At 61.7% G+C, this 23,373-nt stretch carries 22 protein-coding genes and 1 pseudogene; 10 read left to right on the plus strand and 13 right to left on the minus strand.

The window, feature by feature from the left end:
* The first annotated feature begins 20 nt into the window (after positions 1 to 20).
* Entirely contained in the window at positions 21 to 173 is a 153-nt protein-coding gene (locus tag H8F27_RS01225) for a hypothetical protein (RefSeq protein ID WP_197150519.1), read from the plus strand.
* Positions 174 to 205: 32 nt separating this feature from the next.
* On the opposite strand, the pseudogene H8F27_RS18105 reads toward H8F27_RS01225, so the two are convergent.
* A pseudogene (locus H8F27_RS18105) lies at positions 206 to 313 on the minus strand (DUF6444 domain-containing protein); the annotation flags it as partial.
* Between the two features lie 12 nt (positions 314 to 325).
* Complete coding sequence (locus H8F27_RS01230) at positions 326 to 475, minus strand: hypothetical protein (RefSeq protein ID WP_197150521.1); 150 nt, start codon at positions 473 to 475, stop codon at positions 326 to 328.
* Between the two features lie 297 nt (positions 476 to 772).
* Here H8F27_RS01230 and H8F27_RS01235 point away from each other — a divergent pair, with 297 nt between their 5' ends.
* From H8F27_RS01235 to H8F27_RS01240, 3 genes are all read left to right on the plus strand, one after another.
* A complete protein-coding gene (locus tag H8F27_RS01235; protein WP_231596437.1) occupies positions 773 to 2,203 on the plus strand; it encodes an acyltransferase in 1,431 nt (476 codons plus the stop codon).
* 337 nt (positions 2,204 to 2,540) lie between these two features.
* Positions 2,541 to 2,768 carry an SGNH hydrolase domain-containing protein gene (locus H8F27_RS18145; RefSeq protein ID WP_370594450.1) on the plus strand — a complete coding sequence of 76 codons (228 nt, stop codon included), beginning with the start codon at positions 2,541 to 2,543 and terminating at the stop codon, positions 2,766 to 2,768.
* A gap of 991 nt (positions 2,769 to 3,759) precedes the next feature.
* A complete protein-coding gene (locus H8F27_RS01240; protein WP_197150531.1) occupies positions 3,760 to 5,823 on the plus strand; it encodes a hypothetical protein in 2,064 nt (687 codons plus the stop codon).
* A 293-nt stretch (positions 5,824 to 6,116) separates the two neighbouring features.
* On the opposite strand, the gene H8F27_RS01245 is transcribed toward H8F27_RS01240, so the two are convergent.
* The 5 genes from H8F27_RS01245 to H8F27_RS01265 form a co-directional block, all read right to left on the minus strand.
* Positions 6,117 to 7,493: an FAD-binding oxidoreductase gene (locus H8F27_RS01245; protein WP_197150532.1), complete on the minus strand. Its 1,377-nt coding sequence runs from the start codon at positions 7,491 to 7,493 to the stop codon at positions 6,117 to 6,119.
* 5 nt (positions 7,494 to 7,498) lie between these two features.
* Positions 7,499 to 8,203: an SDR family NAD(P)-dependent oxidoreductase gene (locus tag H8F27_RS01250; protein WP_231596438.1), complete on the minus strand. Its 705-nt coding sequence runs from the start codon at positions 8,201 to 8,203 to the stop codon at positions 7,499 to 7,501.
* Between the two features lie 117 nt (positions 8,204 to 8,320).
* Complete coding sequence (locus H8F27_RS01255; protein ID WP_197150547.1) at positions 8,321 to 9,883, minus strand: flippase-like domain-containing protein; 1,563 nt, start codon at positions 9,881 to 9,883, stop codon at positions 8,321 to 8,323.
* Positions 9,883 to 10,812, minus strand: coding sequence for a decaprenyl-phosphate phosphoribosyltransferase (locus H8F27_RS01260; RefSeq protein WP_197150550.1), 930 nt, complete (start codon positions 10,810 to 10,812; stop codon positions 9,883 to 9,885). Before H8F27_RS01260 ends, H8F27_RS01255 begins: the two co-directional genes overlap by 1 nt.
* A gap of 119 nt (positions 10,813 to 10,931) precedes the next feature.
* Positions 10,932 to 12,065: an ATP-binding protein gene (locus H8F27_RS01265; RefSeq protein ID WP_197150552.1), complete on the minus strand. Its 1,134-nt coding sequence runs from the start codon at positions 12,063 to 12,065 to the stop codon at positions 10,932 to 10,934.
* A gap of 114 nt (positions 12,066 to 12,179) precedes the next feature.
* Between H8F27_RS01265 and H8F27_RS01270 the strand changes: the two genes are divergently transcribed.
* The 5 genes from H8F27_RS01270 to H8F27_RS01290 all read left to right on the plus strand — a co-directional run bounded on the left by H8F27_RS01270 (position 12,180) and on the right by H8F27_RS01290 (position 15,793).
* Complete coding sequence (locus H8F27_RS01270) at positions 12,180 to 12,425, plus strand: ribbon-helix-helix domain-containing protein (RefSeq protein WP_197150554.1); 246 nt, start codon at positions 12,180 to 12,182, stop codon at positions 12,423 to 12,425.
* Positions 12,418 to 12,792: a type II toxin-antitoxin system PemK/MazF family toxin gene (locus H8F27_RS01275; protein ID WP_197150565.1), complete on the plus strand. Its 375-nt coding sequence runs from the start codon at positions 12,418 to 12,420 to the stop codon at positions 12,790 to 12,792. The genes H8F27_RS01270 and H8F27_RS01275 overlap by 8 nt, the downstream gene beginning before the upstream one ends.
* A 79-nt stretch (positions 12,793 to 12,871) precedes the next feature.
* Positions 12,872 to 14,203 (plus strand): 3-phosphoshikimate 1-carboxyvinyltransferase, encoded by a 1,332-nt coding sequence (aroA, locus tag H8F27_RS01280; RefSeq protein WP_197153280.1) that lies wholly within the window; start codon positions 12,872 to 12,874, stop codon positions 14,201 to 14,203.
* 28 nt (positions 14,204 to 14,231) lie between these two features.
* Positions 14,232 to 15,584, plus strand: coding sequence for a bifunctional UDP-N-acetylglucosamine diphosphorylase/glucosamine-1-phosphate N-acetyltransferase GlmU (gene glmU, locus H8F27_RS01285; protein WP_197150567.1), 1,353 nt, complete (start codon positions 14,232 to 14,234; stop codon positions 15,582 to 15,584).
* The gene (locus H8F27_RS01290; RefSeq protein WP_197150569.1) at positions 15,581 to 15,793 is read left to right on the plus strand and encodes a chlorophyll a/b-binding protein; all 213 of its coding nucleotides are present in this window, start codon (positions 15,581 to 15,583) and stop codon (positions 15,791 to 15,793) included. The genes glmU and H8F27_RS01290 overlap by 4 nt, the downstream gene beginning before the upstream one ends.
* A 102-nt stretch (positions 15,794 to 15,895) precedes the next feature.
* On the opposite strand, the gene murF is transcribed toward H8F27_RS01290, so the two are convergent.
* Genes murF through menD form a run of 6 tightly spaced genes read right to left on the minus strand, consistent with a single transcriptional unit; the run spans position 15,896 to position 22,700 of the window.
* Positions 15,896 to 17,299 (minus strand): UDP-N-acetylmuramoyl-tripeptide--D-alanyl-D-alanine ligase, encoded by a 1,404-nt coding sequence (gene murF / locus H8F27_RS01295; protein WP_197150571.1) that lies wholly within the window; start codon positions 17,297 to 17,299, stop codon positions 15,896 to 15,898.
* On the minus strand, positions 17,299 to 18,000 hold the full coding sequence (locus H8F27_RS01300; RefSeq protein ID WP_231596439.1) for a hypothetical protein: 702 nt from the start codon (positions 17,998 to 18,000) through the stop codon (positions 17,299 to 17,301). Before H8F27_RS01300 ends, murF begins: the two co-directional genes overlap by 1 nt.
* The gene (glgA, locus tag H8F27_RS01305; protein ID WP_197150577.1) at positions 17,997 to 19,469 is read right to left on the minus strand and encodes a glycogen synthase GlgA; all 1,473 of its coding nucleotides are present in this window, start codon (positions 19,467 to 19,469) and stop codon (positions 17,997 to 17,999) included. The genes H8F27_RS01300 and glgA overlap by 4 nt, the downstream gene beginning before the upstream one ends.
* 39 nt (positions 19,470 to 19,508) lie before the next feature.
* The gene (locus H8F27_RS01310; RefSeq protein WP_197150579.1) at positions 19,509 to 20,060 is read right to left on the minus strand and encodes a L,D-transpeptidase; all 552 of its coding nucleotides are present in this window, start codon (positions 20,058 to 20,060) and stop codon (positions 19,509 to 19,511) included.
* Positions 20,041 to 20,901 carry a 1,4-dihydroxy-2-naphthoyl-CoA synthase gene (gene menB / locus H8F27_RS01315; RefSeq protein ID WP_231596440.1) on the minus strand — a complete coding sequence of 287 codons (861 nt, stop codon included), beginning with the start codon at positions 20,899 to 20,901 and terminating at the stop codon, positions 20,041 to 20,043. Before menB ends, H8F27_RS01310 begins: the two co-directional genes overlap by 20 nt.
* On the minus strand, positions 20,898 to 22,700 hold the full coding sequence (menD, locus tag H8F27_RS01320; RefSeq protein WP_197150581.1) for a 2-succinyl-5-enolpyruvyl-6-hydroxy-3-cyclohexene-1-carboxylic-acid synthase: 1,803 nt from the start codon (positions 22,698 to 22,700) through the stop codon (positions 20,898 to 20,900). The genes menB and menD overlap by 4 nt, the downstream gene beginning before the upstream one ends.
* Before the next feature lie 43 nt (positions 22,701 to 22,743).
* Here menD and lepB point away from each other — a divergent pair, with 43 nt between their 5' ends.
* Positions 22,744 to 23,355: a signal peptidase I gene (gene lepB, locus H8F27_RS01325; RefSeq protein ID WP_370594451.1), complete on the plus strand. Its 612-nt coding sequence runs from the start codon at positions 22,744 to 22,746 to the stop codon at positions 23,353 to 23,355.
* Positions 23,356 to 23,373: the final 18 nt, after the last annotated feature.

Below are 23,373 nucleotides of genomic sequence, written 5' to 3' on the forward strand. Positions count from 1 at the left end.
AGACAAACGGCGTGCAGATCATGGCCACGCTCCGCAGCCTGGCCATGAACGCCCTGCGACTCGATGGCTTCTGGTCGATCACCGAGGGGCAGGCCGCCCTGGCTCATGACATTCCTGGTTTACTGGCACTGCTGGGCTGGCAAAAACCAGCTCAGGTACTGAATTCTGCCTGACTTCTAATGAGCCCTGGCTCCGGGCCGGATCCGGGATGGCCCTGCTGGCCACCCCGCTTGCGGCCACTGCCCTTGCGTCGCTCCGGCGGCTTAAATCCGGGTCCATCGCTGGAGGGGGGCTTGGATGAGTTGCGGGAGCTGCGGCCGATTTGCTAACGCAGGCTGGCCAGTTCGCTGGCCAGGGCGGTGAGTTGGCTGCGGGGCTCATCGTTCTCCTGCTGCTGGACCAGGATGCACTGCCTGGCCACGGGTGGCCACGACAACCAATCCGCTTCTGGAATTCCGGCAGGAGGCGTGCTCATCACAGGCGGTCTCTGCCTGAGATGCAAACGGGATTCAAGCTGCCGTCAAGAGTTCAGCAGCGGCGAAGTTCGTTATGAGCCATCCCGCCCCTTGAACGACTACGAAAAGAGAGTACCCCAGCACCCAACCCATCCGATCCGAATAACCGACTGCTTAGAGATGGGAGGTCAGGAAAGAAAGGCAGTGATAGAAACCCGCATAGAGTTAAACTTCTGAAACAAGTCGTGACGCGCCTGACATGCCAACGACCCCAATCAGCAAATACCGACCCGAAATTGATGGTCTAAGAGTTTGCGGTGGTTGCCGTGATCATCAACCACTTCAACAAGGACTTGTTGCCAAGCGGATATTTGGGCGTTGATATTTTCTTTGTAATCTCTGGGTATGTGATCACTTCATCGCTTGCAGGAAGGGAGTCCAAGAACTTCCTTGATTTTCTGACGGGGTTTTATGCGCGAAGGATCAAGCGCCTGGTGCCTGCGTTGGTGGTTTTTGTCCTGATCACCAGTGTTCTTATTTGCCTTTTCAATCCAGAACCAGGGGTGGCGCTGAAGACGGGAATTGCCTCACTTTTTGGTTTGTCAAACCTATACCTCCTCAAGCATTCAACTGACTACTTCGCCCAATCAACCGAACTAAATCCTTTCGTCCATACCTGGTCACTGGGCGTAGAGGAGCAGTTCTACCTCTTGTTCCCATTCCTGATCTGGTTCTCTGGGTTCGGGCAGCAGGCAGCAAAAGGCGCAAGAAACCTGTTCTTTTGGGTTGGGGCACTGACGATTGCTTCACTCATCGGATTCATTTGCCTCTATCAGGTCAATCAACATGCCGCTTACTTCCTGATGCCAACCCGCTTTTGGGAAATGGCAGCAGGATGCCTGCTTTTTATCGGGTTTCAGAAGCGGGCAAAGTTTGAGCAAGCACTTGAGCAAGTTCCCCCTCTCCTGGTTGTGGCAGCGATGGTTGGGGTGATGTATTTGCCAGTTGCAGCTGCGGTTCCCGCCACCATTGGGATTGTGGTGCTCTCAGCAGTTATGATCGCCTGCCTGAAAAGGGGAACTGTCGCCTACAAGTTTTTTACGTTTGAGAAGGTGGTTTATATCGGTTTGATTTCTTATTCGCTTTATCTCTGGAACTGGACAGTCCTTTCAATAAGTCGCTGGACTATTGGCATACACTGGTGGTCAGTGCCGATTCAGGTCGGACTGATGATACTTCTTACAATGTGCTCTTACAGGTTTACCGAATGTCCAATCAGACAGAATAAATTCTCGGTAAAAAATATAATTATAGCAGGAATTTTTTCAATTACCCTAAGCGCAGTGACTATTGGAGCAGCATTATTGCGCTTTGGACTTGCATCCGCTGTCTACCTAGGAGATAAATCACACCAGTTAATTGCCACCTCGCTTAATATCAAACCTAATACTCTCAAAGAGTGCGGCATAGATGCAAAGATTTATCAAGCGATAACTAGTAACATTGTCACCTACTGTAGCAAGTGGAATTCCAAGAACCCTACTTTATGGTTTGTAGGAGATAGTCATAGCGCGATGCTTTATCCTATGGCGTATCAACTTTCGCTAAAGTTAAAAACAAGATCGATTTTGATTAGCGAGAATGGAACAACCTTCCATCTACAAGTTACAAGGTGGACAAAAGATATGGAGAAACAATCGGGATTATGGCCAAGCGTGCGCAGACGATGGACTTTGCTGAAAAATTAATCAACGAGAATGCCAATAAATTTGACTGGGTTATTATTTAACTAAGATACCCTTACTATTTTTTAAAACCTTTGGTCCCAGGAAATGACAACGGTTCCTCGGATCAGTCTTACTACCTTAGAAATGGCATAAAGATTTCCCAGGAGGAATTTCTTAGTGATTGGATTAGCAGTCTTGCTAGATTTGCCAAGAATATTTCAGAAAAAAGGTCACTATTTTACTTGAGACACCAAAGCCTGAATTTCCTGAAATCTACTTCCGAAATAATAAAACTGCAAACTATTGCCTTGACGAGTGGTTTAATTATCCGAGATGTCCTGTTTCTAAAACCAAGAAGATGCTAAAAGGCGAAAAGCGATGGTGGAACGAAAAATACGTCAATATCCTGAATGCTCAGGCGGCGCTAAAAAATCAAAATCACAACATCTCAATCCTAGACTCATTCTCGTTGCTGTGTGGAGTCACATATTGCAACTATTGGAATCGTGATTATCTTTATAGTGATTCGAATCACCTAACCCAATATTCAGTTTTAAATCTCTATTTGCCGCGTTTTCTGGGCTAATACAAGGATAATTAACGCAGACATACGTCATTACCTGCCTGGCGGAGATTCGAGTTGGCCACTGGAATTTTCGCTCATTTCTGCAACCCTGTCAGTTGTTTATTGTAGGAGAAGATGTGCACTTTAAAATCTATGCTAAAAGCGGATCCCTGTGCAAGCAATTTAATCCGTAATTGCGTCGGTAGCAGGTTGGAAAATACAATCCGCCCCAATTCGTTCCTTCCTGTATTGTAGGCGGCATTGAGCAGGGTTCTGCCCAATGGGGTGTAGGGGTTGAGTTCGCCAATAAGGGACTCCTGAAAAAGCAAGATCGGCTGCAGCGTTTCAGCGATGAAAACCCGATAAACTGGCTTTGTTCATGGCAATCAACGATTGCTGCAAATGTTGAGCGCCGCAGATATACTGGAAATTCCATAATAGCCAGCACTCAATCAATGATTTTCATGTGCCTTTTGGCGGCACATTGGACACTGATAACCGCTGGGTGATCTTCTTCTCCTTGATGCCATGGGAAGAGTTGGAATAAGCATATGCCCCTCAGTTCAATCCAACCAACGGCGCGCAGCGTCGTCCCAAAATAATCCGTGAAGGGCGGTACCTGAGATACAACCGGAATTCCAACTGCGGTCAGGCGTTAAGCAGAGCCGATGCTCGCCGCGAGCTGCAACGTCCCATGAACGGTACGCTTCTTGTGCTTCAAGTAGCGAGTCGCTAAATTCGAGTAGTTCATCGCGAAATACAACAAGAGCTCAGTTAAATCAGATAGAATGGGTCTGCAGATCTCGGGAAAGGCAGCCGCGGTTTTCCTCGCAAACATCAAGGGCTTGCTACAAACCTTGAAAACACCGTATCGTAGGGCTAGAGGAGCTTAAGGTCCTTGCGTACCCAGGATTGCGGAGCCGTCAATGCGAGCGATATATTTATGGTGCCCATAAGTGGGTAGAACCACCTCGCCAGACCTTTTACTTATTGACATTTCCTGTACAGTAGAATGTTCCTACCACTGCGACTAGCTGCCAACAAAAAGAAGCTTGTCTGGATTCTTTTCCTCGCCAGTTTTACGGCTCTTGTAGCCGCCGGAGCCGCGCCCCTACGCTATCCAGAGTCAGCACTGGATCCAGCCTGGCAGCAAGCACTAGTGGATGCAACTGACAATGGGAGGGTCTTTGGAAGTGATATAGTTTTTACATACGGTCCATTTCACCAAGCCGTTAACAACCAAGCTTCTGACCACCTATTCATACTCTTAATATCAAGAGTCCTTTTTAGTTTTCTTTGGTTTGGCATTGTCACCTTAGCCTACTTAAATGTAGGAATGTCAGCTGCTATTGCAATAGCTCTTTCGGTTTGCTTGGTAAGTGTCTGGGATGCCGGAGCGCCAGGAGACGCAAAGTTCTATCTAATGTTCTTGATTGCTATCATTGCAGCACATTCAACCTGGTTAGCCAACCACAAGGATCATCCCTTTTTGCAAAAAAGCATTCAGAGTGCCTTTGTTGCCACCGGGATAATGCTAACTACCTTTGCAAAACTTAGCTATATTGGCGCAGCAATACCAGCTTTAACTGCGATATATGGTTTCATGTTGCTTGATCTTTTAAGGCACCCAACCAAAAGATCGATCTTTTTATACATGGGCTCCCTGACGCTACCGCTAGTTACTTTATATATTACGTGGGGAATCATTGTTAGCTGGTCTCCGCATACCATGCTCAATTATTATACAGGTTTAAATTTGGATATTGTGAGTGGATATACTGATGCAATGTCACTTGAAGCCTCTAGAGCATCGCGAATTTTAGTTTCAATGTATTGGGTCGCGATTCTTATTAATTTAGTTTTATATCGTCTTTTGTTTTCAAGACCAAGATTTCGGAGGATTAGATTTTATTGTCTTTTACAGCCTGATATTACTTTTGCAATATCTTTAATTACCCTTGTCTCGTGGGTTGTCTTCAAGGCTGCATTTGTACGTGATGATGCGCACCATATTCTCATTGCTGGGATGTATTTATTTTCCTATATTATAATACTTGCAGGCTTTAGGTGGGATAGTTTTTGCTTATTGCTTCGTAATAACAGCAAATCACTATTGCTGCTTTCAATCTTGCCTGCTTCGAGCATATCATATATAATTGCAGTTGTCGAAGGCGGATACAGCCCCCCAAAGCTAATTGACAATCTAGTCTTGGGACTATCAGATAACTTGCTGTTGATTTCAGACAAGGGTAGAGAATCCATAGCGGGAATGAGGAGAGATAAATTCAAATCTATTCGAGCTCAAATTGAAGACTACAAGATACCGCCTGGAAGCACTGCTGACATAATTCCCTGGAAGGTAACCAATCTACTTGCAAATCAACTTTTATACAAACCAAGACCAGTCCCACACAGCTACAGTGTTTACACAAAAGCTTTACAGAAAATTAATAGTGATTTTTTCAATTCTAATAACTCGCCTGAATACGTCATACTTGATGCCTGGGATATCGATGGCAGATTACAAGTTGGACTTGATTCTGCCGCCTTGGCTTCAATTAGGACTAATTACTCCTTTAGCCATAGGGGAACAGAGAATAGCTTGGTCTTTAAGCGCAGAAATCGCCTGGTGGGCAATGGGCTAGCTGGCACCAACCAAATTTGCCAAGTCAATGGCCAAGAACTTACTTGGAGTCCATCTGATAGATCTAACTGGCATAGCAATATTATAAGTATACCTTCAGATCGCGTTGGGCACGTTGTAATGACCATCAATTTTGAGAGCTCTCCTACACGCTCCTTGCTCTCAACCATATACAGACCTTTTCCACTTATGATTGATTACCTTGACTCCCGGCATAATGTTGTTGAAAAATTTCGATTTATCCCCAAGGCTGGCCATCAAATTGTGATATATCCAATAATTAGGAATAATGACGACCTTTTGGCATTTATGAATTCGGCAAACGCTGATTCGGAAAACCGTTCTGGGAAAATAAGCTCGTTAAGGTTTTCAACAAAAAACTTGGGAGCTCCCTTTAGGGTATCAACTTATTCACTTAAGTTTCCCTGCTGAATTGCTTATTTCCAAGATGTTATAGATGCTTTCCCCTTCCGAGATTTTCGAGCAACGTCTTTAGAACTTCTAGGTTTGATTAGGGCCCAGCTAGTGTGCTATGCGAGCGCCCTTGCTCTGCTTCCAGCACGAGAGAGTTCGATCAGATTAATGCAAACTTTGGTGCATGTCCCGTGTAGCGTCTGCAGCGCATGCGCAGATGCTTTACACAAACAAAACCTTCTCGAAGAAAGCGGTAGGAGCTGATCAGCAAGATCGAACAAATCGCGACGGGTACAAGATTAAGTTACATACTACTCAGAAATCGATATTCTGATGAATATGTCTGAGTTAAAAGGGGACATGGTGTCGATTTCTGATCGGTCTTTTCCAGGTTGGAAAGCGCTCGAGTAACTGATCTTAAAAATCCTTGCCGACTGCCTCGAATCCTTCGCCAGGTATAACCTGCCACCCGCCGCTACAACTTCCTCATCCAGCTGATCCAGCACATCCAGCAGTCCCGGCACAGCGGCTGGCACATCGGCTGCCAGGGTCCAGCCTGGGATCGGGAACGACAGCGGTGCTGGATTGCTGGGCCCAAAGCGCTTCAGCACTGTGAGGAAGCTCGGTGCTCCCACTTGCCGCAGCACCTCTAGTGCTCGCGGCACCAGGTGGGCCGCCTCATTGGGAACTGCGAATTGGTACTGCAAGAAGCCAGCCGGCCCGTAGATCCGGTTCCAGTCCTGCACCCCATCAAGAGGATGGAAGAACGGTGCAATTGCCTGCAGCTCTCCTACTCTGTGCTTAGGCGCCTTGCGATACCAGGCTTCGTTAAAAGCCCGCACCGTCAGTTTGTTCAGCAGTCCGCCCGGCAGAAATGGCGGTGCTGAGGCCAGAGCCTTCGGGTCGTAATGGAGGGGGTCGGCCTGCTGGGCCATTGGCAATGATTCTGCGGGGGCATGATCACCGCACGTAAGTACACCCCTGCCATTGGGATCGAGGCTGTCGACCCAGGCGACGCTGTAGCGGTATTTCGCGTCGGCTTCCTCCATGGCCTCCATCAGCGACTCCAGATCCCGGAAGCGGGTGGTGTCGACGCTGATCAACGAGCTGGTGATCGGGATCAGTGAAAACGTCGCCTCGACAATCACACCCGTCAGTCCCATGCCGCCGACGGTGGCCCAGAAGAAGGAGGCTTCGCTCCCCTCTGGACTGAGCTCTCTAAAGGTGCCACTGCCATCCACCAGCAATAGCCGCTGCACGTGGTTACCAAAGCTGCCGTCCACGTGATGGTTCTTGCCATGCACATCGGCGGCAATCGCCCCGCCCACCGTTACGTTGCGCGTGCCGGGTGTCACAGGCAGGAAAAAGCCTGCCGGCACTATCACCCTCAGGATCTGATCCAGGCTCGCCCCAGCCCCAGCTGTGACGGTGCCGCTGCCAAGATCCAGCTCAATCCGATCAAAAGCCGGCAGCTCGATCACCGTGCCGTCTTTCAGCTGGGCCGCATCGCCATAAGAGCGCCCCAGGCCCCGGGCAATCAAGGAGCGGGGAGGAGCGCCACGTACCAGCTGCTGTAGCTGCTCTACCGAGCTGGGCTGCACCACTTGGGCAGACACCGGGTTGGTGCGGCCCCAGCCGCTCAGCGTTCTGGTTTCGGCCGTGAGGCCGGCAGGCAGGGGAATAGTCACAGGGCTCAAAGCTTGGAGGCAATTGAAGCAGGAAGCAGGCGGATCAGCCGCATCAACGGCGACCACCACCAGGGCAAGTATTCGATGCCCCGCTTGTTGGGCCGGCGCAGCAAATCTCGCGCCACCGCTTCTGGGCTGGCACAGAGCGCAGCTGGGGCCTTACCCACCGTCATCGGCGTGGCCATGAAACCAGCCTTGATAATCCGCACCGCAAAGGGCTTGGCGTGGCAGCGCAGCATCAGGCCCTCACACAGGGCCGTAAGTGCTGCTTTGGCGGCACCGTAGTGGTAATTGGAAGGTCGGCCCCGATCAGCCGCCACCGAGCTGAAAACCCAGAGGCGGCTTGGCCGCGCCAACCGCTCCATAGTGGCGATGGCCGTAAGCCAAGGGATCAAGCCGGTGACGTTCGCAGCCAGGATCCGCAGTGCTTCTGCAGAATCACTGCGGGCCTGCTCGGCATCACCCAATGATCCAGCCGTAATCAGATACAGATCAAATTCGCCGACCTGGGGCAACCGAGCGCTGCCGAGACAGGCATCTTCTAGCAGATCGGTCTGCTCGGTGCTTACGGCTGCCCCATAGCGTGCTTGGAGCTGGGAGGCCAGCTGCTGGTTTGCTTCTTCGTTGCGGGCCACCAGGTGGAACCTCATGCAGCCGCGCCGAGCCAGCTCATGGCAGATGGCCTTGGCCACTTCGCTTGTGCTGCCCAAAACAAAGGCGCTGTGGATTGGAATCTGGGCGAATTTGGTCATAGTTTTAGATTTAATTCAAATTGGTTTACGTTGAATCTCTTTAGACACAACCACTATCCGTAATGCCTGCCTTGCTCACCGCCTGCGCCGGGGAAGCTGCAACAGGCAGATCACGCCTAGGAAGGTCGCAAACCAAAGCGTCATCAGCCGTATCAGCAGCGTGGCCGGGGTGGCCGCAGCCAATGCCACACCCTGCAGGGCCAGCATGCCCACGGTGCCTGCCTCCGTGCTGCCCAAACCCCCGGGCAGCAGGGTGAGAGCACCAAGCAATCCGGCTGCAGTGTGGGCAATCGTGGCGCCGCCGATGCCTACGGCTTCGATTCCCATGCCCCGCAGCAGCAGCCAAAGGCTGACGCCCTCCAAGCTCCAGGCCAGGGCACCGACAACAGTGGCCTGCAGTATCAGCGCTGGCTGCAATAACCGACGCATGGCCGCAAGCCCCTCCCCGCCGGCACTGGCAAGCTTGCGGGGCAGCAGCCTGTGGGCGATGCCCTTGAGCTGGCATTTGGCCCAGGGGGTGCCCAATACCAGCCAGCCAGCCAGCAACATGGCCAGGCCTATACCGATCGGTACGGCCAAGGGCACCTGCCAGCGCAGTAGCAGCGGCAGGTTGATCAGCAGCAGCAGCAGCACCGCGGTGCCATCGGTGAGCCGCTCCACCACCAAAGCCATCAAGGTGGGTGCCATGGGCACCCCCCACTCCTGCTTGAGCAGCAAGGAGCGCACTGCCTCACCCGATTTACCCGGAGTGGCAGTGAAGGCAAAGGAGCCCATCCAAATCCGCGCATCTGCCCGCACAGGCGGGTTTTGGTTTAAGGCTTGCAGGAGCAGCCGCCAACGGCCGAAGCGGATCCCGTAGCCCAGCAGCACCAGCAGCAAACCAAGCGCGATCTGGGGCCAGAGGCTGCGCAGCAGCGGCAGCAGCTGGTCGCCCTGGCTCCAGATTCCCAGCAGGCCGTAAGCCAGCAGCGCAAGTGCCACCACCGGCAGCAGCGGACCTAGCGAAAAGGGGGGGTAGGGCTCGGGCTCGGGCAGAAAGCTGCGGTAGTGGGGGAGTGCGGCCGCCTGGAGAAGCTCCCGGTCGCCCTTGCTGTCGCCGTAGGCCTCGATCGTCAGCCCATCCAGTGGCCCGAGATGGGCCGCTAGCCGTCGCACCTTCTCGGGGCCCTTGCAGTTCGGGCTGACCAGCCTTGGCCGCCACTTACCCTGAACCTGCTCCAGTTCGGTGCAGAGGAGCTCCACCCCCAGCCAATCGGCCAAGGGCTGGAGCAGCATGCGGGGAGACGCAGAGCACAGCAGCACCCGATCGCCGCGCTGCTGATGCCAGCGCAAACGCTCCAGCGCGTTCGGACGCAGCTGGGCGCGGAGTTCAAGCAGTTGCCAATCGGCTCGGCCCTGGCTCTGGGCCAGATTGACCGCCTGACAGAGGCCAAAGGCGCCAACCACCTGCTGCTTTAAGCGGCCGGTGGACACCAGCCGCAGCTGCCAGCCGATCAGCCAGGGCAGACAGGCCACAGCAGCCCCGAGCTGCCCAGCAAGGCCCCGGGAGCGTCGGGCAGCCAGCCACAGGCAATCTCCGCGCAGCAAAGTGCCGTCTACATCGAATACAGCAATCCGCTCCAGTTCAGGTTTGGGCATCAACTGGCTGCACTGAAGACACCGATCAGCGCAGTGGTGATCAGCCAACCCACCAAAGTGAGCTGAATACCCAGATCCCCCAGCAGGATGTCCTCAGGCTTTTCACTACTGCGCTCATCGACACATTCCCTCCTGCGCGCCACCTCCTCTGGATCGCTTAGGAGCTGGTAACGGAAGATTCCCGCCAAGGCAAAAGGAACTGTCAACAGCATCCAGCTGGTGGGAGCACCGCCGAGGGAGGGGCCGGCTGCCCAGAGGGCATAGCTGATGAAGGCACTGGTAGCCACCAGGCTCTCAAGCCTGAGCAGCAGGGCCAGGGAATAGCGCTCCAGCACCTTCCTGGTGATTACGCCGCGATCGTGGGCTACCCGCAATTCAGCCTTGCGCTTCTCAATTGCCAGAAAAAGTGCAAGCAGCCCCACTGTGAGCAGAAACCACGGGGACGGTGGCAGTGAGGCAGCAACAGCTCCAGCCAAAGCCCGCAGCAGAAAGCCTGAGGCGATGCAGAACAGATCTAGCAATGCTTTTTGCTTGAGCAGCAGGCAGTAGCCCACCTGAATCAGGCCATAGAGCAACACCACCACAGCGAGAGCCGGTGAGTTCCAGGCGGCAATTCTCAGGCTCAGCAAAGCCAGCACGGCAGCCATTGCGAGGGCTACAGGCACGCTCACCAGACCGGCAGCTATCGGCCGATTGCGCTTGGTGGGATGGGCCCGGTCGGCCTCCACATCCAGGCAGTCATTGAGCAGGTAGATGGCGCTGGAAATCAGGCAGAAGACCACCAAGGCGCCGGCAGCTGGTAGCCACACTTCAGCCTCGAAGCGGAAGGCAAACAGGGGCGCGGCGAACACCAGCAGGTTTTTGGTCCATTGCCGCGGGCGGCAGGCCGCCAGCAAGGGGGCCGGGGAACCGGGGCGGCTGACAGCCATAACTGGTTTCTCCCTGGCCTTGGGGTGCCAGGAAACGTGACCTGCCAAAAGTATCTAGCTGGCCTGGGAAAACAAGCCTGCTCTGCTGATGCCGCTCCTTGGCCACCCTGCTCAGCCACTCACACCGGCAGACGCGCTAACCACTCCCCGGCCGGCACCACCGCCACCGCACCACGCTGCTCCTGCTGGCGGGCATCGCGCACGAGTTGCACCGCCTCGGCCTCGGGAAACTGGAGCGCAAAGCGCGACAGGGCGCGGTGGGGTGAGCTGTCCGCCAGCTTGCACTCCACCAGGTGGGTGAGAGAACCCTCCAGGCTCAGGCTGAAGTCCACCTCGGCGCCGTCCTTGGTGCGGATGTAGTGGAGACCGGCATCACAGCCACGGGTGTCCACCAGGTGATGCACCTGTTTGCGCAACATCACCGCCACGGCATTCTCGAAGCGCACGCCCCCATCTCCCTTCACCAGGCCAGTGTCGGTGAAGTACACCTTCGGGGCCTGCAGCAGCGAGCGAGCGATGTTGCGGTGCCAGGGCTGCACCACGATCACCACATAAAGAGCCACCAGGACCTCGAGATAGCGGCGCAGCGTGGTGGGTGACACCGCCAGATCCCGAGCCAGCGACGCCAGGGAGAGGGGCGATCCCACCCGTTGCCGCAGCAACTCGACGAACACGCGCATCGTGTTGATCTCATGGAGGCGGGAAAACTCCAGAACGTCCTCGCGGATCAGGTCGGTGGCGTACTGGCGCCGCCAGCGTTGGGCGTCGTCGGGCCGCTCTGCCAGGCAGGGCTCTGGAAAGCCACCTCGCTCGATCAGATGCAGCAGGGCCTGATCGGCAGCCATGCCGCTGTGGGCACACAACTCCCGCACCGATACCGGGTCTAGGTGCAGATGCAGGTAGCGCCCGGCCAGCGACTCGCCCGACTGGCGGAAGGTGTCCATCCGCGCGCTGCCGGTGACAAGCAAAGCCTGGCCCACGGGCCGGGCATCGATCACACCCTTGAGCCAGGCCTTCCAATCAGCCATCTTGTGGATCTCGTCAAACACCAGCAGATCGGCCCGCGGGTTCCAGCTCTGACGCAGCAGTACAGACCGGTCTGCCGCCACATCCCAGTTGAGGTATTGGGGTGAATTTCGCCCCTCCATCAGCTGCCGCGCCAGCGTGGTCTTGCCCACCTGCCTGGCGCCGGTCAGCACCACGGCCTTTCGGCTCAGGTCGACCAGCAGCTGCTCCTGCAGGTAACGACGCATCCGACTAGGCGCCTGCATTGTGCAAAAAAGACGCGACTAATCATTGCATGGGTGGCAGAAAGTCGCAGAACCGGGCCCGCTGCTAGCTTGAGTAACAAGATTCCTGGCAAAACGATGCCGAACCGTTCCATCAGCATCTCGCTAGATGAGCGTCTCCTCACCCAGCTCGATGCCCAGGGGCCCAATCGTTCAGCCCTTGTGAGCGAGGCTCTGACGCAGTGGTTGACCCAGCGACGCGTCGATGCCCTCCACATCGCTTACGCCGATCTGGCGAAAGTGGAGGGTGGCGATCTGAATGCCGCAGGCGAAGACGCCGTCACGATGGCGTTTGAGGTGCTGGCACACGGACTCGATGGCTGAACGCGGTCGGCTCTACCTATGGCCTCGTAACCGCAGCTTGGGCGACAGCAAAGCTAGGCCTGTGCTTGTGATCGCTCCCGATGTCGCGACGCGCCACAGCCGCCGCTGGGTGGTTCTTCCCTTGAGCACGGAACAGCGACTTGGCAGCAACCCACTGGCCTACATGTTGGAGCCCTCCCCCAGCAATGGATTGCGTCAGACCAGCTTCGTGATGACCTGGCTGCCCACCGCTGTGCACGCCGATCAGCTCCAGGGGCCGCTCGGTCGTCTCGCGGCAGGAGAACTCAAGGCGATTACAGCAGCGGTCATCCAGTCGCTTGATCTGCACTGCCAGGAGCCCTGGCAGCCGAATGGGGATCAGCGCTGAACGGCAACATGGCCAGTTGGAACTCGGGATGGTCCATAGGATCGCCCCATAAGCGCTCTCCCTGCCCGTGGCTGAGTCCATCGCCGCCACTGCCCCTCCCTCCAGCCCCCTGAGCCTGCCGGGCGGCACCTGCCTGCGGGGCACGGTGAAGGTGCCGGGCGACAAGTCGATCTCGCACCGGGCCCTGCTGTTCGGCGCCATCGCCGAGGGCACCACACGCATAGAAGGGCTGCTGCCGGCGGAGGATCCGCTCAGTACTGCCGCCTGCCTGCGGGCCATGGGGGTGGGGGTGTCGGCGATCCGCGCCGGTGAAGAGGTGCTGGTGCAGGGGGTGGGGCTCGATGGCCTCCGGGAGCCCGCCGACCTGCTCGACTGCGGCAACTCCGGCACCACCATGCGGCTGCTGCTGGGCCTACTGGCCGGGCGGGCCGGCCGCCATTTCGTGCTCACGGGGGACGCCTCACTGCGGGGCCGGCCGATGGGGCGGGTGGTGACACCCCTGGCCCAGATGGGGGCCATGATCCACGGCCGCAGTAACGGCAACCTGGCACCTCTGGCCATCCAGGGCCAGGGGCTGCGGGGCACGACGATTCGCACCCCCGTGGCCTCGGCCCAGGTAAAGAGCGCCATCCTGCTGGCCGCCCTCAGCGCCGAGGGGCCCACCACCGTGATCGAGCCGGCCCAGAGCCGGGACCACACTGAGCGGATGCTGGGCGCCTTCGGCGCCCAGCTGACGGTGGGCGGAGCGGGCAGCACCATGGTGAGGTTGATCCCGGGCCGGAGCCTGCGCGGTCAGAGCGTGGTCGTGCCCGGTGACATCAGCTCCGCCGCCTTCTGGCTGGTGGCGGGCGCCATCACCCCCGGCGCCGAGCTCACGGTGGAAAATGTGGGGCTCAACCCCAGCCGCACCGGCATCCTCGATGTGCTCGAGCAGATGGGCGCCCGGATCACGGTGCTCAATGGCCGGGAGGTGGCCGGTGAGCCGGTGGGCGATCTGCAGGTGAGCCATGGCCGCCTGCGGGCATTTGAGATCGGCGGCGAGCTGATCCCCCGCCTGGTCGATGAAATTCCCGTGCTGGCGGTGGCCGCCTGCTGCGCCGAGGGCACCAGCCGCATCAGCGATGCCGGGGAGTTGCGGGTGAAGGAAACCGACCGGCTGGCGGTGATGGCCCGCCAGCTAAGGGCCATGGGGGCGCGGATCGTGGAGTTCGAGGACGGCCTGGGAATCAGCGGCAGCACGGCCCTCCGGGGCGCCAGCGTCGACAGTGAAACGGACCATCGGGTCGCCATGAGCCTGGCGGTGGCCTCCCTGGTGGCCCAGGGCGAGACGGTCCTGGCCCGAGCCGAGGCCGCTGCCGTTTCCTACCCCGGCTTCTGGGCCGACCTGGCCCGCCTGGGCAAGCCCACCTAGATTCCCGCCCAGCCGCCTGCCCCAGCCCATGCTTGCCGTTGCCGTGTTGGCTGCTGGAAAGGGCACCCGCATGAGGAGCGCCCTGCCCAAGGTGCTGCAACCCCTGGCCGGTGCCAGCCTCGTGGAGCGGGTGCTGGCCAGCTGCGACCAGCTTCAGCCCGACCGGCGCCTGCTGATCGTCGGCCACCAGGCCGAACGGGTGGAGCAGTCGCTGGCGGCCCACGCTGGCCTGGAATTCGTGCTGCAGCAGCCCCAGAACGGCACGGGCCACGCGGTTCAGCAGCTGCTGGAGCCCCTGGCCGATTTCAGCGGTGATCTGCTGGTGCTGAATGGCGATGTGCCCCTGCTGCGGCCCGAAACCCTTGTCGCCCTGCTGGAGCAGCACCACAGCAGTGGCGCCGCCGTCACCCTGTTGAGCGCCCGGCTGGCCGATCCCAGTGGCTACGGCCGGGTCTTTGCCGACCCCTCCGGCGCCGTCAGCGCCATCGTGGAGCACCGCGACTGCAGCGACGAGCAGCGCCGCAACAACCTCACCAATGCGGGCATCTACTGCTTCAACTGGCAGCAACTGGCGGCCGCCCTGCCCCAGCTCAGCAGCGACAACAACCAGGGTGAGCTCTACCTCACCGACACGGTGGCCCTGCTCCGCCCGGCCATGCACCTCGAGGTGGCCGATGCCGACGAGATCACCGGCATCAACGACCGGCTCCAGCTCAGCCAGTGCGAAGCGGTGCTGCAGCAGCGGCTGCGCTGCCACTGGATGGCCGAGGGGGTGACCTTCACCGATCCGGCCAGCTGCAGCCTCAGCGAGGCCACCCGCTTTGGCCGCGATGTGGTGGTGGAACCCCAGTGCCACTTCCGCGGAGCCAGCAGCATCGGCGACGGCTGCCGCATCGGCCCGGGCTGCCTGATTGAAAACAGCCAGCTCGGCGAGGGCTGCGAGGTGCTGCATTCGGTGCTGCGGGGGACCCACGTCGGCCCCCACTGCTCGGTGGGGCCCTTTGCCCAGCTGCGGCCGGGCAGCGAGATCGCCGAACGCTGCCACATCGGCAATTTCGTCGAGGTCAAGAACAGCACCCTGGCCGCCGGCGTCAAGGTGAACCACCTCAGCTACATCGGCGATGCCGACCTGGGCGCCGGCGTGAATGTGGGGGCAGGCACGATCACCGCCAACTACGACGGTGAGCGCAAGCACCGCACCGTGGTGGGGGCCGGCAGCAAAACCGGGGCCAATTCCGTACTGGTGGCCCCCCTGCGCCTGGGCGAAAACGTCACCGTGGGGGCCGGCTCCACCATCACCAGGGATGTGCCCGACAATGCCCTTGCCCTCGGCAGGGCAAGACAATTGGTCAAAGACAACTGGAGAGCTGCCCGCCCATGACCCCGAAATTCAACTACGAACCGGTGGAGCGCTTCGGCGCCAGCATGACCAGCCCCAGGCCCTGGAACACCCAGGCCCTGGCCGGTGTGGAGCTGCTCAACGGCCGGGTGGCCATGCTCGGCTTCGCCGCGGCCATCGCCGGCGAACTGCTCACCGGCAAGGGCATGGTGGGCCAGCTGGCGGCCATGCTGCGCTGGTATCTGGGTTGAGAATCTGGGTTGGGTGAATAGGCAAAGGAAAAGCCCCGGGTGAACCACCACCCAGGGCCCCTGCCCGAAGGCACAACATCGTGAAATGCTGCTCCGGCTGCATCATGCCAGCTGGAGCAGGGGAATCAGTTGCTCCAGGGCCACGCCGCGACTGGCCTTGAGCAGCAGCACATCCCCGGGCTCCAGCCACCGGCCCAGGGGCAGGGCCGCCGCTGCTGGCGTGTCCACCCGCTCCAGCCGGGCCAGGCCCTGGGCCGCCGCCAGCATCGCCTCCCCCTCCAGGCCGCCATCGACAACCACCAGCCCATCGAGGCCCAGGCTGAGGGCCCGCGCCGCCACCTCTCGGTGCAGGGCCAGGCTTTGGTCGCCGAGCTCCAGCATGGTGCCCAGCACCGCAAAGCGGCGACCCGGCTGGCGGGCCAGCAGATCCAGGGAGGCCAGCACCGCCTCGGGGGAGGCGTTGTAGGTCTCATCCAGCAGCCGCACCCCCCCAATCTCCAGCCGCCGGCTGCGCCCCCCCGGCAGGGCCACCTCCAGGGGCTGCCAGCGGGCCGGTTCAAGCCCCAGCTCCCGGGCCACGGCCAAGGCCAGCAGCAGGTTGCGGGCGTGGTGAACCCCCTCCAGGGGCATGGCCACCTCAACCCCAGTTAGCTCCTCGCCGGCCAGCTTCAGGATCTCGCCGGAGCAATCCAGCTGGCCCACCAAGTCGGCCTGGTGCTCATGGCCTTCGCCCGCCAGGGCAATCCGCACCACCCGGCCAGCCCACACCCGGGCCAGGGCTCCATCCAGAAGGGGATCGCCAGCCGGGATCACCACCACCCCATCTGGGCGCAGGCCGGCGGTGATCTCGCACTTGGCCGTGGCAATCGCCTCGCGGCTGCCCAGCCGGCCGATGTGGGCCGTGCCGATGTTGGTGATCACCGCCACGTCGGGCTGGGCGCAGCGGCTCAAGCGCTCGATTTCACCCAGGCCCCGCATGCCCATCTCCACCACCACGGCCGCCTGGTCAGGGGTCGCCTTCAGCAGGGTGAGGGGCACGCCGACGTCGTTGTTCTCATTGCCGCTGGAGGCCCCCACTTCCCCAAGGGGGGCCAGGGCGGCCCGGATCAGTTCCCGGGTAGTGGTTTTACCGGCCGAGCCGGTCACCGCCACCACCCCAGCCGGGAGCTGGCGCCGCCAGAGGCAGGCCAGCTGCTGGTAGGCCAGCAGGGTGTCTGGCACCAGCCAGAGGGGCACGGAGCCCGCCAGGACGCCAAGGGCAGCGGGCGGGAGCTGCTCCGCCTGGGCCAGCAGGGCGATGGCCCCGGCCTCGAGGGCGGCGGGGAGGAAGGCATGGCCGTCAAAGCGCTCGCCCACCAGGGGGACAAACAACTGGCCGGCAGCCAGCTGGCGGCTGTCGGTGCAGATCGCCTGCGGCTCGAGCTTGGTGCTGGCCTGGGCAGGGGTAAGGGGTCCGGTGACGGGCGGCCCCCACAGCTGCTGCAGCTGGCCCAGGTGCAAGGCCATCACGGCGAGGCGGGGCCCAGCAGGACCATCCCACTGCCCACCCGGGCGGCCTGGGCCAGCAGGGCCCCGGAACCGTCGAGCAGGCGCAGCCGCTCGTAGCCCAGCTCGCGGCTGCGCTCGAGCCACTGGTCGGCCTGCTGCTGGCGCAGCGGCCCAGCCAGGGCCAGAAAAGTTGGCGCCAACTCCAAGTCCAGCCGACCCTGCCCCGGGTAGGGGCGGGCCGAGGCGATGCAGCCCCGGGGATCGTCCTCAGCCAGCAGGGCCAGCAGGGGATCGATCGCCAGGGGCGGGGCCTGCTCTGGCGGGCTTGGGGCTGGTGGAACGGGCTGCTTATCAGGAGGCTGTTGGGCAGGCTGTTGTTGGAGAGGCTGAGACTGAACTAGCTCCTGAGCTGGTTCTCCAGCCGAGTCGGATCGGCGCACCAGGGCAGGTCCAACGGCAGTCACCAGGGCCAGCACCAGGGCCAACAAGAGGGCCAGCAGTAACGGCCAGAACAGCCAGGCCAGGGAGGGCGGCCAGAAGCCCGGCACCGAGAGCTCGCCCTGGCGGTTGCGGCGGGCCAGCTCCCGCACCCTGAGGCCCGTACTGGCCAGGGCCGCCCGCAGATCAAAGGCCAGTCGACCCCAGGGCTCCTCATAGGGGGCCGGATAGGGATGGGCCGGATCGGGCCCGGCCGGGGGGGCGTCAAAGGGCAAGGTCAACGGCGCTTGAGCAGGGAAGCCAGGCCCCTGCGGCTCGGATCGGCATCCTGACCCTGGGAGAACTTCTCCACATCGGCCGCCTCGGGCGTCGGCTCCTTGACACCGCAGACATCGCGGTACATGGCGTCGTATTCCAGGGCGGAACGGGCCCAGCTGAAGTCCACCGCCATGGCGCGCCGCTGCAGCTCCTGCCAGCTCTTCTGGTGGCGGTAGGCCTCCCAGGAGCGCACAATCGCGGTGTAGAAGTCGATCGGCTCGTAGCGATCAAAGCCATAGCCCATGCCGGTGCCGGCCAGGGGATCGTTGGGCGGCACCGTATCGACCAAGCCCCCCACCATCCGCACCACCGGAATCGAGCCATAGCGCATCGCCAGCATCTGGCTGATGCCGCAGGGTTCGAAGCGGCTGGGCATCAAGAAGGCATCACAACCGCCGTAGACCAGGCGGGAGAGGGCGTCGTCGTAGGTGAGAAAAACGGCAAACCGGCCGGGATGCTGGGAGGCCATCTGCCACAGACCGGATTCCAGCATCCGATCGCCGGTGCCGAGCACGAGGATCTGGCTGTCGGTGTAGGCCAACACCCGATCGGCCACCTGGAGCAGCAGATCCACCCCCTTCTGGTCCACCAGCCGGCTCACCATGCCCAGCAGATAGGAGCGGGGACTCATTGCCAGGCCGAAGCGTTCCTGCAGGGCCTGCTTGTTAAGGGCGCGGGGCGCCAGATCCGTGGCCGAGAATTGGGCCGGCAGGCTGGCATCGCTGGCCGGATTCCAGTCTTCGGTGTCAATGCCATTGAGAATGCCGCGCAGCTTGCCACTGATGAAGTTGAGCAGGCCGTCGAGGTGTTCGCCGTACTGGGGCGTGCGGATCTCCATCGCATAGGTGGGGGACACCGCATTGACCCGGTCGGCATAGAGCAGGGCCGCCGCCATGGTGTGGTCCCCCTGCATATACCAGGGACACCAGGTCATGCGGTCGAGCTTCCAGCGCCAGGGCCCCTGATATTTGAGGTTGTGGATGGTGAATACGGTGCTGATCTCCGGGTCTTGGTGCATCCACACCGGCAACATGCCCGTATGCCAGTCGTGGCAGTGCAGCACCTGGGGCTTCCAGTGGTGCCAGCAGAATTCGGCCGTGGCGCTGGCAAAGAAGGTGAAGCGCCAGTCTTCATCCTCACCGCCATAGATGCGCTCCGGGTCAAATACCGGATGGCCCACCAGATAGAGGAGCAAGCCATTGGTGGGATGACGCGCCTCAAACACGGCGAAGTCATTGCCCATGGTGTGGCCGCGCCAGATCGGCTCGGGCGACACCTGCAACCGCGACCACAACTTGCCGTAGCCGGGAAGCATGATCCGCACGTCGTGGCCCAGGGCCGCCAGGGCCGGCGGCAGGGATCCGACCACATCTCCCATCCCGCCGACCTTGATCATCGGGGCGCATTCGGCCGCAGCAAACAAGACCCGCATCCCAGTCCCACCTGAAGTGGCCGAAACTCTACGGGCGGCCTATGGCAGCACCTTCACCGGGGTGCCCATCTCAACCAGCTCAAACAATTCGCGCACGTGCTCATCCAGCAGGCGCACGCAGCCATGGGAGACGGCCTGGCCCACACTGGAGCGGTGGGGGGTGCCGTGGAAGCCGGCACTCACGCAGCCCTTCACCACCAGGTGCTCGCGGCCATTGAAACCGGCCCGGCCCTTGCAGTCACGGTGGAAGCCGATCCAGCGGCTGCCGAGGGGATTGGCCGGACCAGGCGGAATCCGCTGGCCGGTGACGGGATGTTCCCAGGTGGGATCGCGGGCCAACTCGATCACCTCAAAGCGGCCCACCGGGGTCTCCCAGCCGGGGCGGCCCACCCCCACCGGAAAGCGGCGCAGTTCCTGGCCCCCTTCCAGCACCAGCAGCAGGCGCTCGCGCCGATCGAGCACCAGGTAGGGGCCGCTGGGGGGCGGGGTTTCGCTGAGCCCGGGGGCGGCGGCGCCCAACAACAGGCCGGCGGCGAGGGGCCAGGCCCCCCAGGGCACAAGCCAGCGCAGTTCAGGGCAACCAAGGCGCATCGGAAAAATCAGCCGGGCGTTTTCCCAGGAAGGCATCGCGCCCCTCCCGGGCCTCCGCCGTTCGGTAGAAGAGGTGGGTGGCCTGGCCAGCGAGCTCCTGCAGGCCGGCCAGCCCATCGGTTTCAGCATTGAAGGCAGCCTTCAGGCAGCGGATCGCCGTGGGGCTGTGCTGCATCACCTCCCGGGCCCAGCGGATCCCCTCGGCCTCCAGCTCGGCCAGGGGAACCACCCCATTCACCAGGCCCATCGCCAGGGCCTGGTCGGCGCCGTACTGGCGGCAGAGGAACCAGATTTCGCGCGCCTTGCGCTGACCCACCACCCGGGCCAGGTAGCCGGCCCCAAAGCCCCCATCAAAACTGCCCACCCGCGGCCCCGTCTGGCCAAACACGGCGTTCTCCGCCGCCAGGCTCAGATCGCAGAGCAGGTGCAGCACCTGGCCGCCGCCGATGGCATAGCCCGCCACCAGGGCGATCACCACCTTGGGCAGGCTGCGGATCAGGCGCTGCAGGTCGAGCACATTGAGCCGGGGCAGGCCCGCCTCATCCACGTAGCCACCATCGCCGCGCACGCTCTGGTCGCCGCCGGCGCAGAAGGCCCAGCCCCCGTCGGCGGCCGGCCCGACCCCGCTGAACAGCACCACCCCCACCTTGGGGTCGTCCCGCACCCGGGAGAAGGCGTCGCAGAGTTCCTGCACGGTGCGCGGCCGGAAGGCATTGCGCTTGTGGGGCCGGTTGATCCGGATCCGGGCGATGCCCTCCTCGCACCGGTCAAACAGCACGTCCTCGTAGCTGGCGGCAGGTTGCCAGTGCAGCGCTGCTGGCAGATCGGATCGGAGGGTCACGGCTGCAGCATGGCTGTGGTGGCCATTCTGCGCAGGGCCTGGCGCAGGCTGGCGTCGGAGCGGCGGTCGGTGAGCAGCTCCAGCATGGCCATGGGCTGCTGCAGGGCCCAAGCCAGTTGGTGGGCCAGCTCAGCCGCTAGATCACCGGCCAGATCCCCGGCCGCCCCCACCCTGCGTCCCGGCACCCCATAGGCGGCCGCCAGGGCCAGCGGATCGAGGGGCTGGGGCATGGCGAACAGCCGCTCGAAATCGAGGGCCGCCGCCGGCATGGTGCGGATCGGCAGCTGCTCAAAGATGCCGCCGCCGCCATTGTTGATCAGGATCACGGTGAGTCGGCCCTGGAGTTGGCGCTGCCACAGCCAGCCGTGGCTGTCGTGCAGCAGCGCCAGATCACCGCTGAGCAACACCGCCTGACCCAGGGCCTCGGCCACACCGCAGGCACTCGAGAGGGTGCCATCGATGCCGGAAGCCCCCCGGAAGCTGTACACGGGCCGCCAGGGCGCGGCTGGATCCCCGAAGCTCTCCCAGTCGCGCACGGGGCTGCTGTTGGCGATCACCAGGGGCACGCCCGCCGGCAGGGCATGGCCCAGCAGCCGCGCCAGGGCCGGCTCCGCCGCCGCCGCGGGCAGGGCGCCGGCGAGCAAGGTCTGCAGGTCCCCCTCCCGCCGCCGCCAGGCCGCAGCCAACTCCAGGCAGGCCGGGTCGGGCCTGGCCTGCCAGCAGGCGTCTGGCCAGAGCGCCATCCAGCCGGCGAGCCCCGCCGCGCTCTGCTGGCAGCCGCTGCCGAGGGGATCGAGGCAGCGGGAATCGGCCTCACTCACCAACCACTGGGGGCCGCCCAGCTCTGCCAGCCAGCGCTGCAGGCGCCGGCTGGCCGGCAGGGGACCCAGCCGCAGCACCTGGGCTGGCCGCAGGTCTGGATCGAGGCAATGGTCGGGGCAATCCAGCAGCAGGTCGTAGCCCGCCACCAGCTCCAGCTGGGCCTGGCCACGCAGGCCGCTGAGGCCATCGGCCAGCAGGGGCCAACCCGTGCGCCTTTGCCAGCGACCCAGGGCCTCCACGTGGGCCTGCCAGTGCTGGGGGAAGCCGCGCCAGGGGCCCGCCACCACCAGGCCGGGGCGATCGAGGTCGGGCAGCGGCCCAGGCAAGACCGGAGCTGGCGAGGCGAGTGAAGCCGCCACGGCAGCTGGCGGGGGCGGCGGTGCGGCTTCAAGGGCTGCCCTGGCCTGGAGCAGGGCAGGACCGTCGGCGTGGAGCGGCTCGGCAAAGGGAAGGTTGAGATGCACCGGCCCCGGGGCCTGGCTGGAGCCCCGGGCGGCCAGCAGGGCGGCGTGGGCCAGCTCGGCGATGGCCCCATCGGCCATGGCGGCCAGGCCAGCGCCAGCGCCCTGGCCCAGCCAGCGCACACTCGCCGCCAGGAAACACTCCTGGTTGACACTTTGGTTGGCGCCGCAGCCCTTGAGCTGGTCGGGCCGATCCGCCGTGATCAACAGCAGGGGGATGGCGCCGTAATCGGCCTCCACCGCTGCCGGCAGCAGGTTGGCGACGGCAGTTCCGGAGGTGGTGATCACCGCTGCCGCCTGGCCCGAGGCCCGGCCCAGCCCCAGGGCAAAAAAGGCGGCGGAGCGCTCATCCACGCAGGTGTATAGACCGAGCCCATGGGCCTCCAGTAGGCCGGCTGCCTGGGCCAGGGCTGCGGAGCGGCTGCCCGGGCAGAGCACCACCTGGGACAAGCCATGGCGCATGAGCGCCGCCAGGAGCACCAGCGCCGCCTCCAGGTTGCGGGGGGCCAACGCCACGCCGGTGCCATACAGGATGGAAGGCCCATCCTCGCCTGCGCCCTTGGCTCCCCCCCCTGACCGAGCCGCGAATGCCGGCCCCCTGGCAAGCCTGCGCCGCCAGCTGGGGCCCTTGCTGGTGTGGGTGGCGCTGGCCCTGGTGCTGCGCTGGGTCGCGCTCGAACCCCGCTGGATTCCCTCCGGCTCGATGCTGCCAAGCCTCCAGCTCCAGGACCGGGTGCTGGTGGAGAAGTTGCGCGCCCGCCTGCATCGGCCCCTGCCGGTCGGCACCGTGGTGGTGTTCCACCCGCCAGCGGCCCTGCTCGATGCTGGCTACGACCCAAATGCTGCCCTGATCAAACGGGTGGTGGCCGAGGCGGGGGATCGGGTCGAAGTGCGCGATGGGGTGCTCTGGCGCAACGGGGCACCGGCGCCGCTCGACTGGTCGGCCGAACCGATGGGCTACACACTCCCACCGCTCAACGTGCCCCCAGGCCACCTGTTGGTGCTGGGGGACAACCGCAATGCCAGCCTGGATTCCCACCTCTGGGGGGCCCTGCCCCAGGAGGCGGTGATCGGCACTGCCGTGCTGCGCTACTGGCCCCCCAACCGAATCGGCTGGTTACGGTTCTCCAACCCCGGACATCCCCCTGGTGGAGCCGGAGAGGTGGGGTAGGGTGCAGGCCGGCCGCAG

Source organism: Synechococcus sp. CBW1108 (genome assembly GCF_015840335.1).
Lineage (GTDB): Bacteria > Cyanobacteriota > Cyanobacteriia > PCC-6307 > Cyanobiaceae > Cyanobium_A.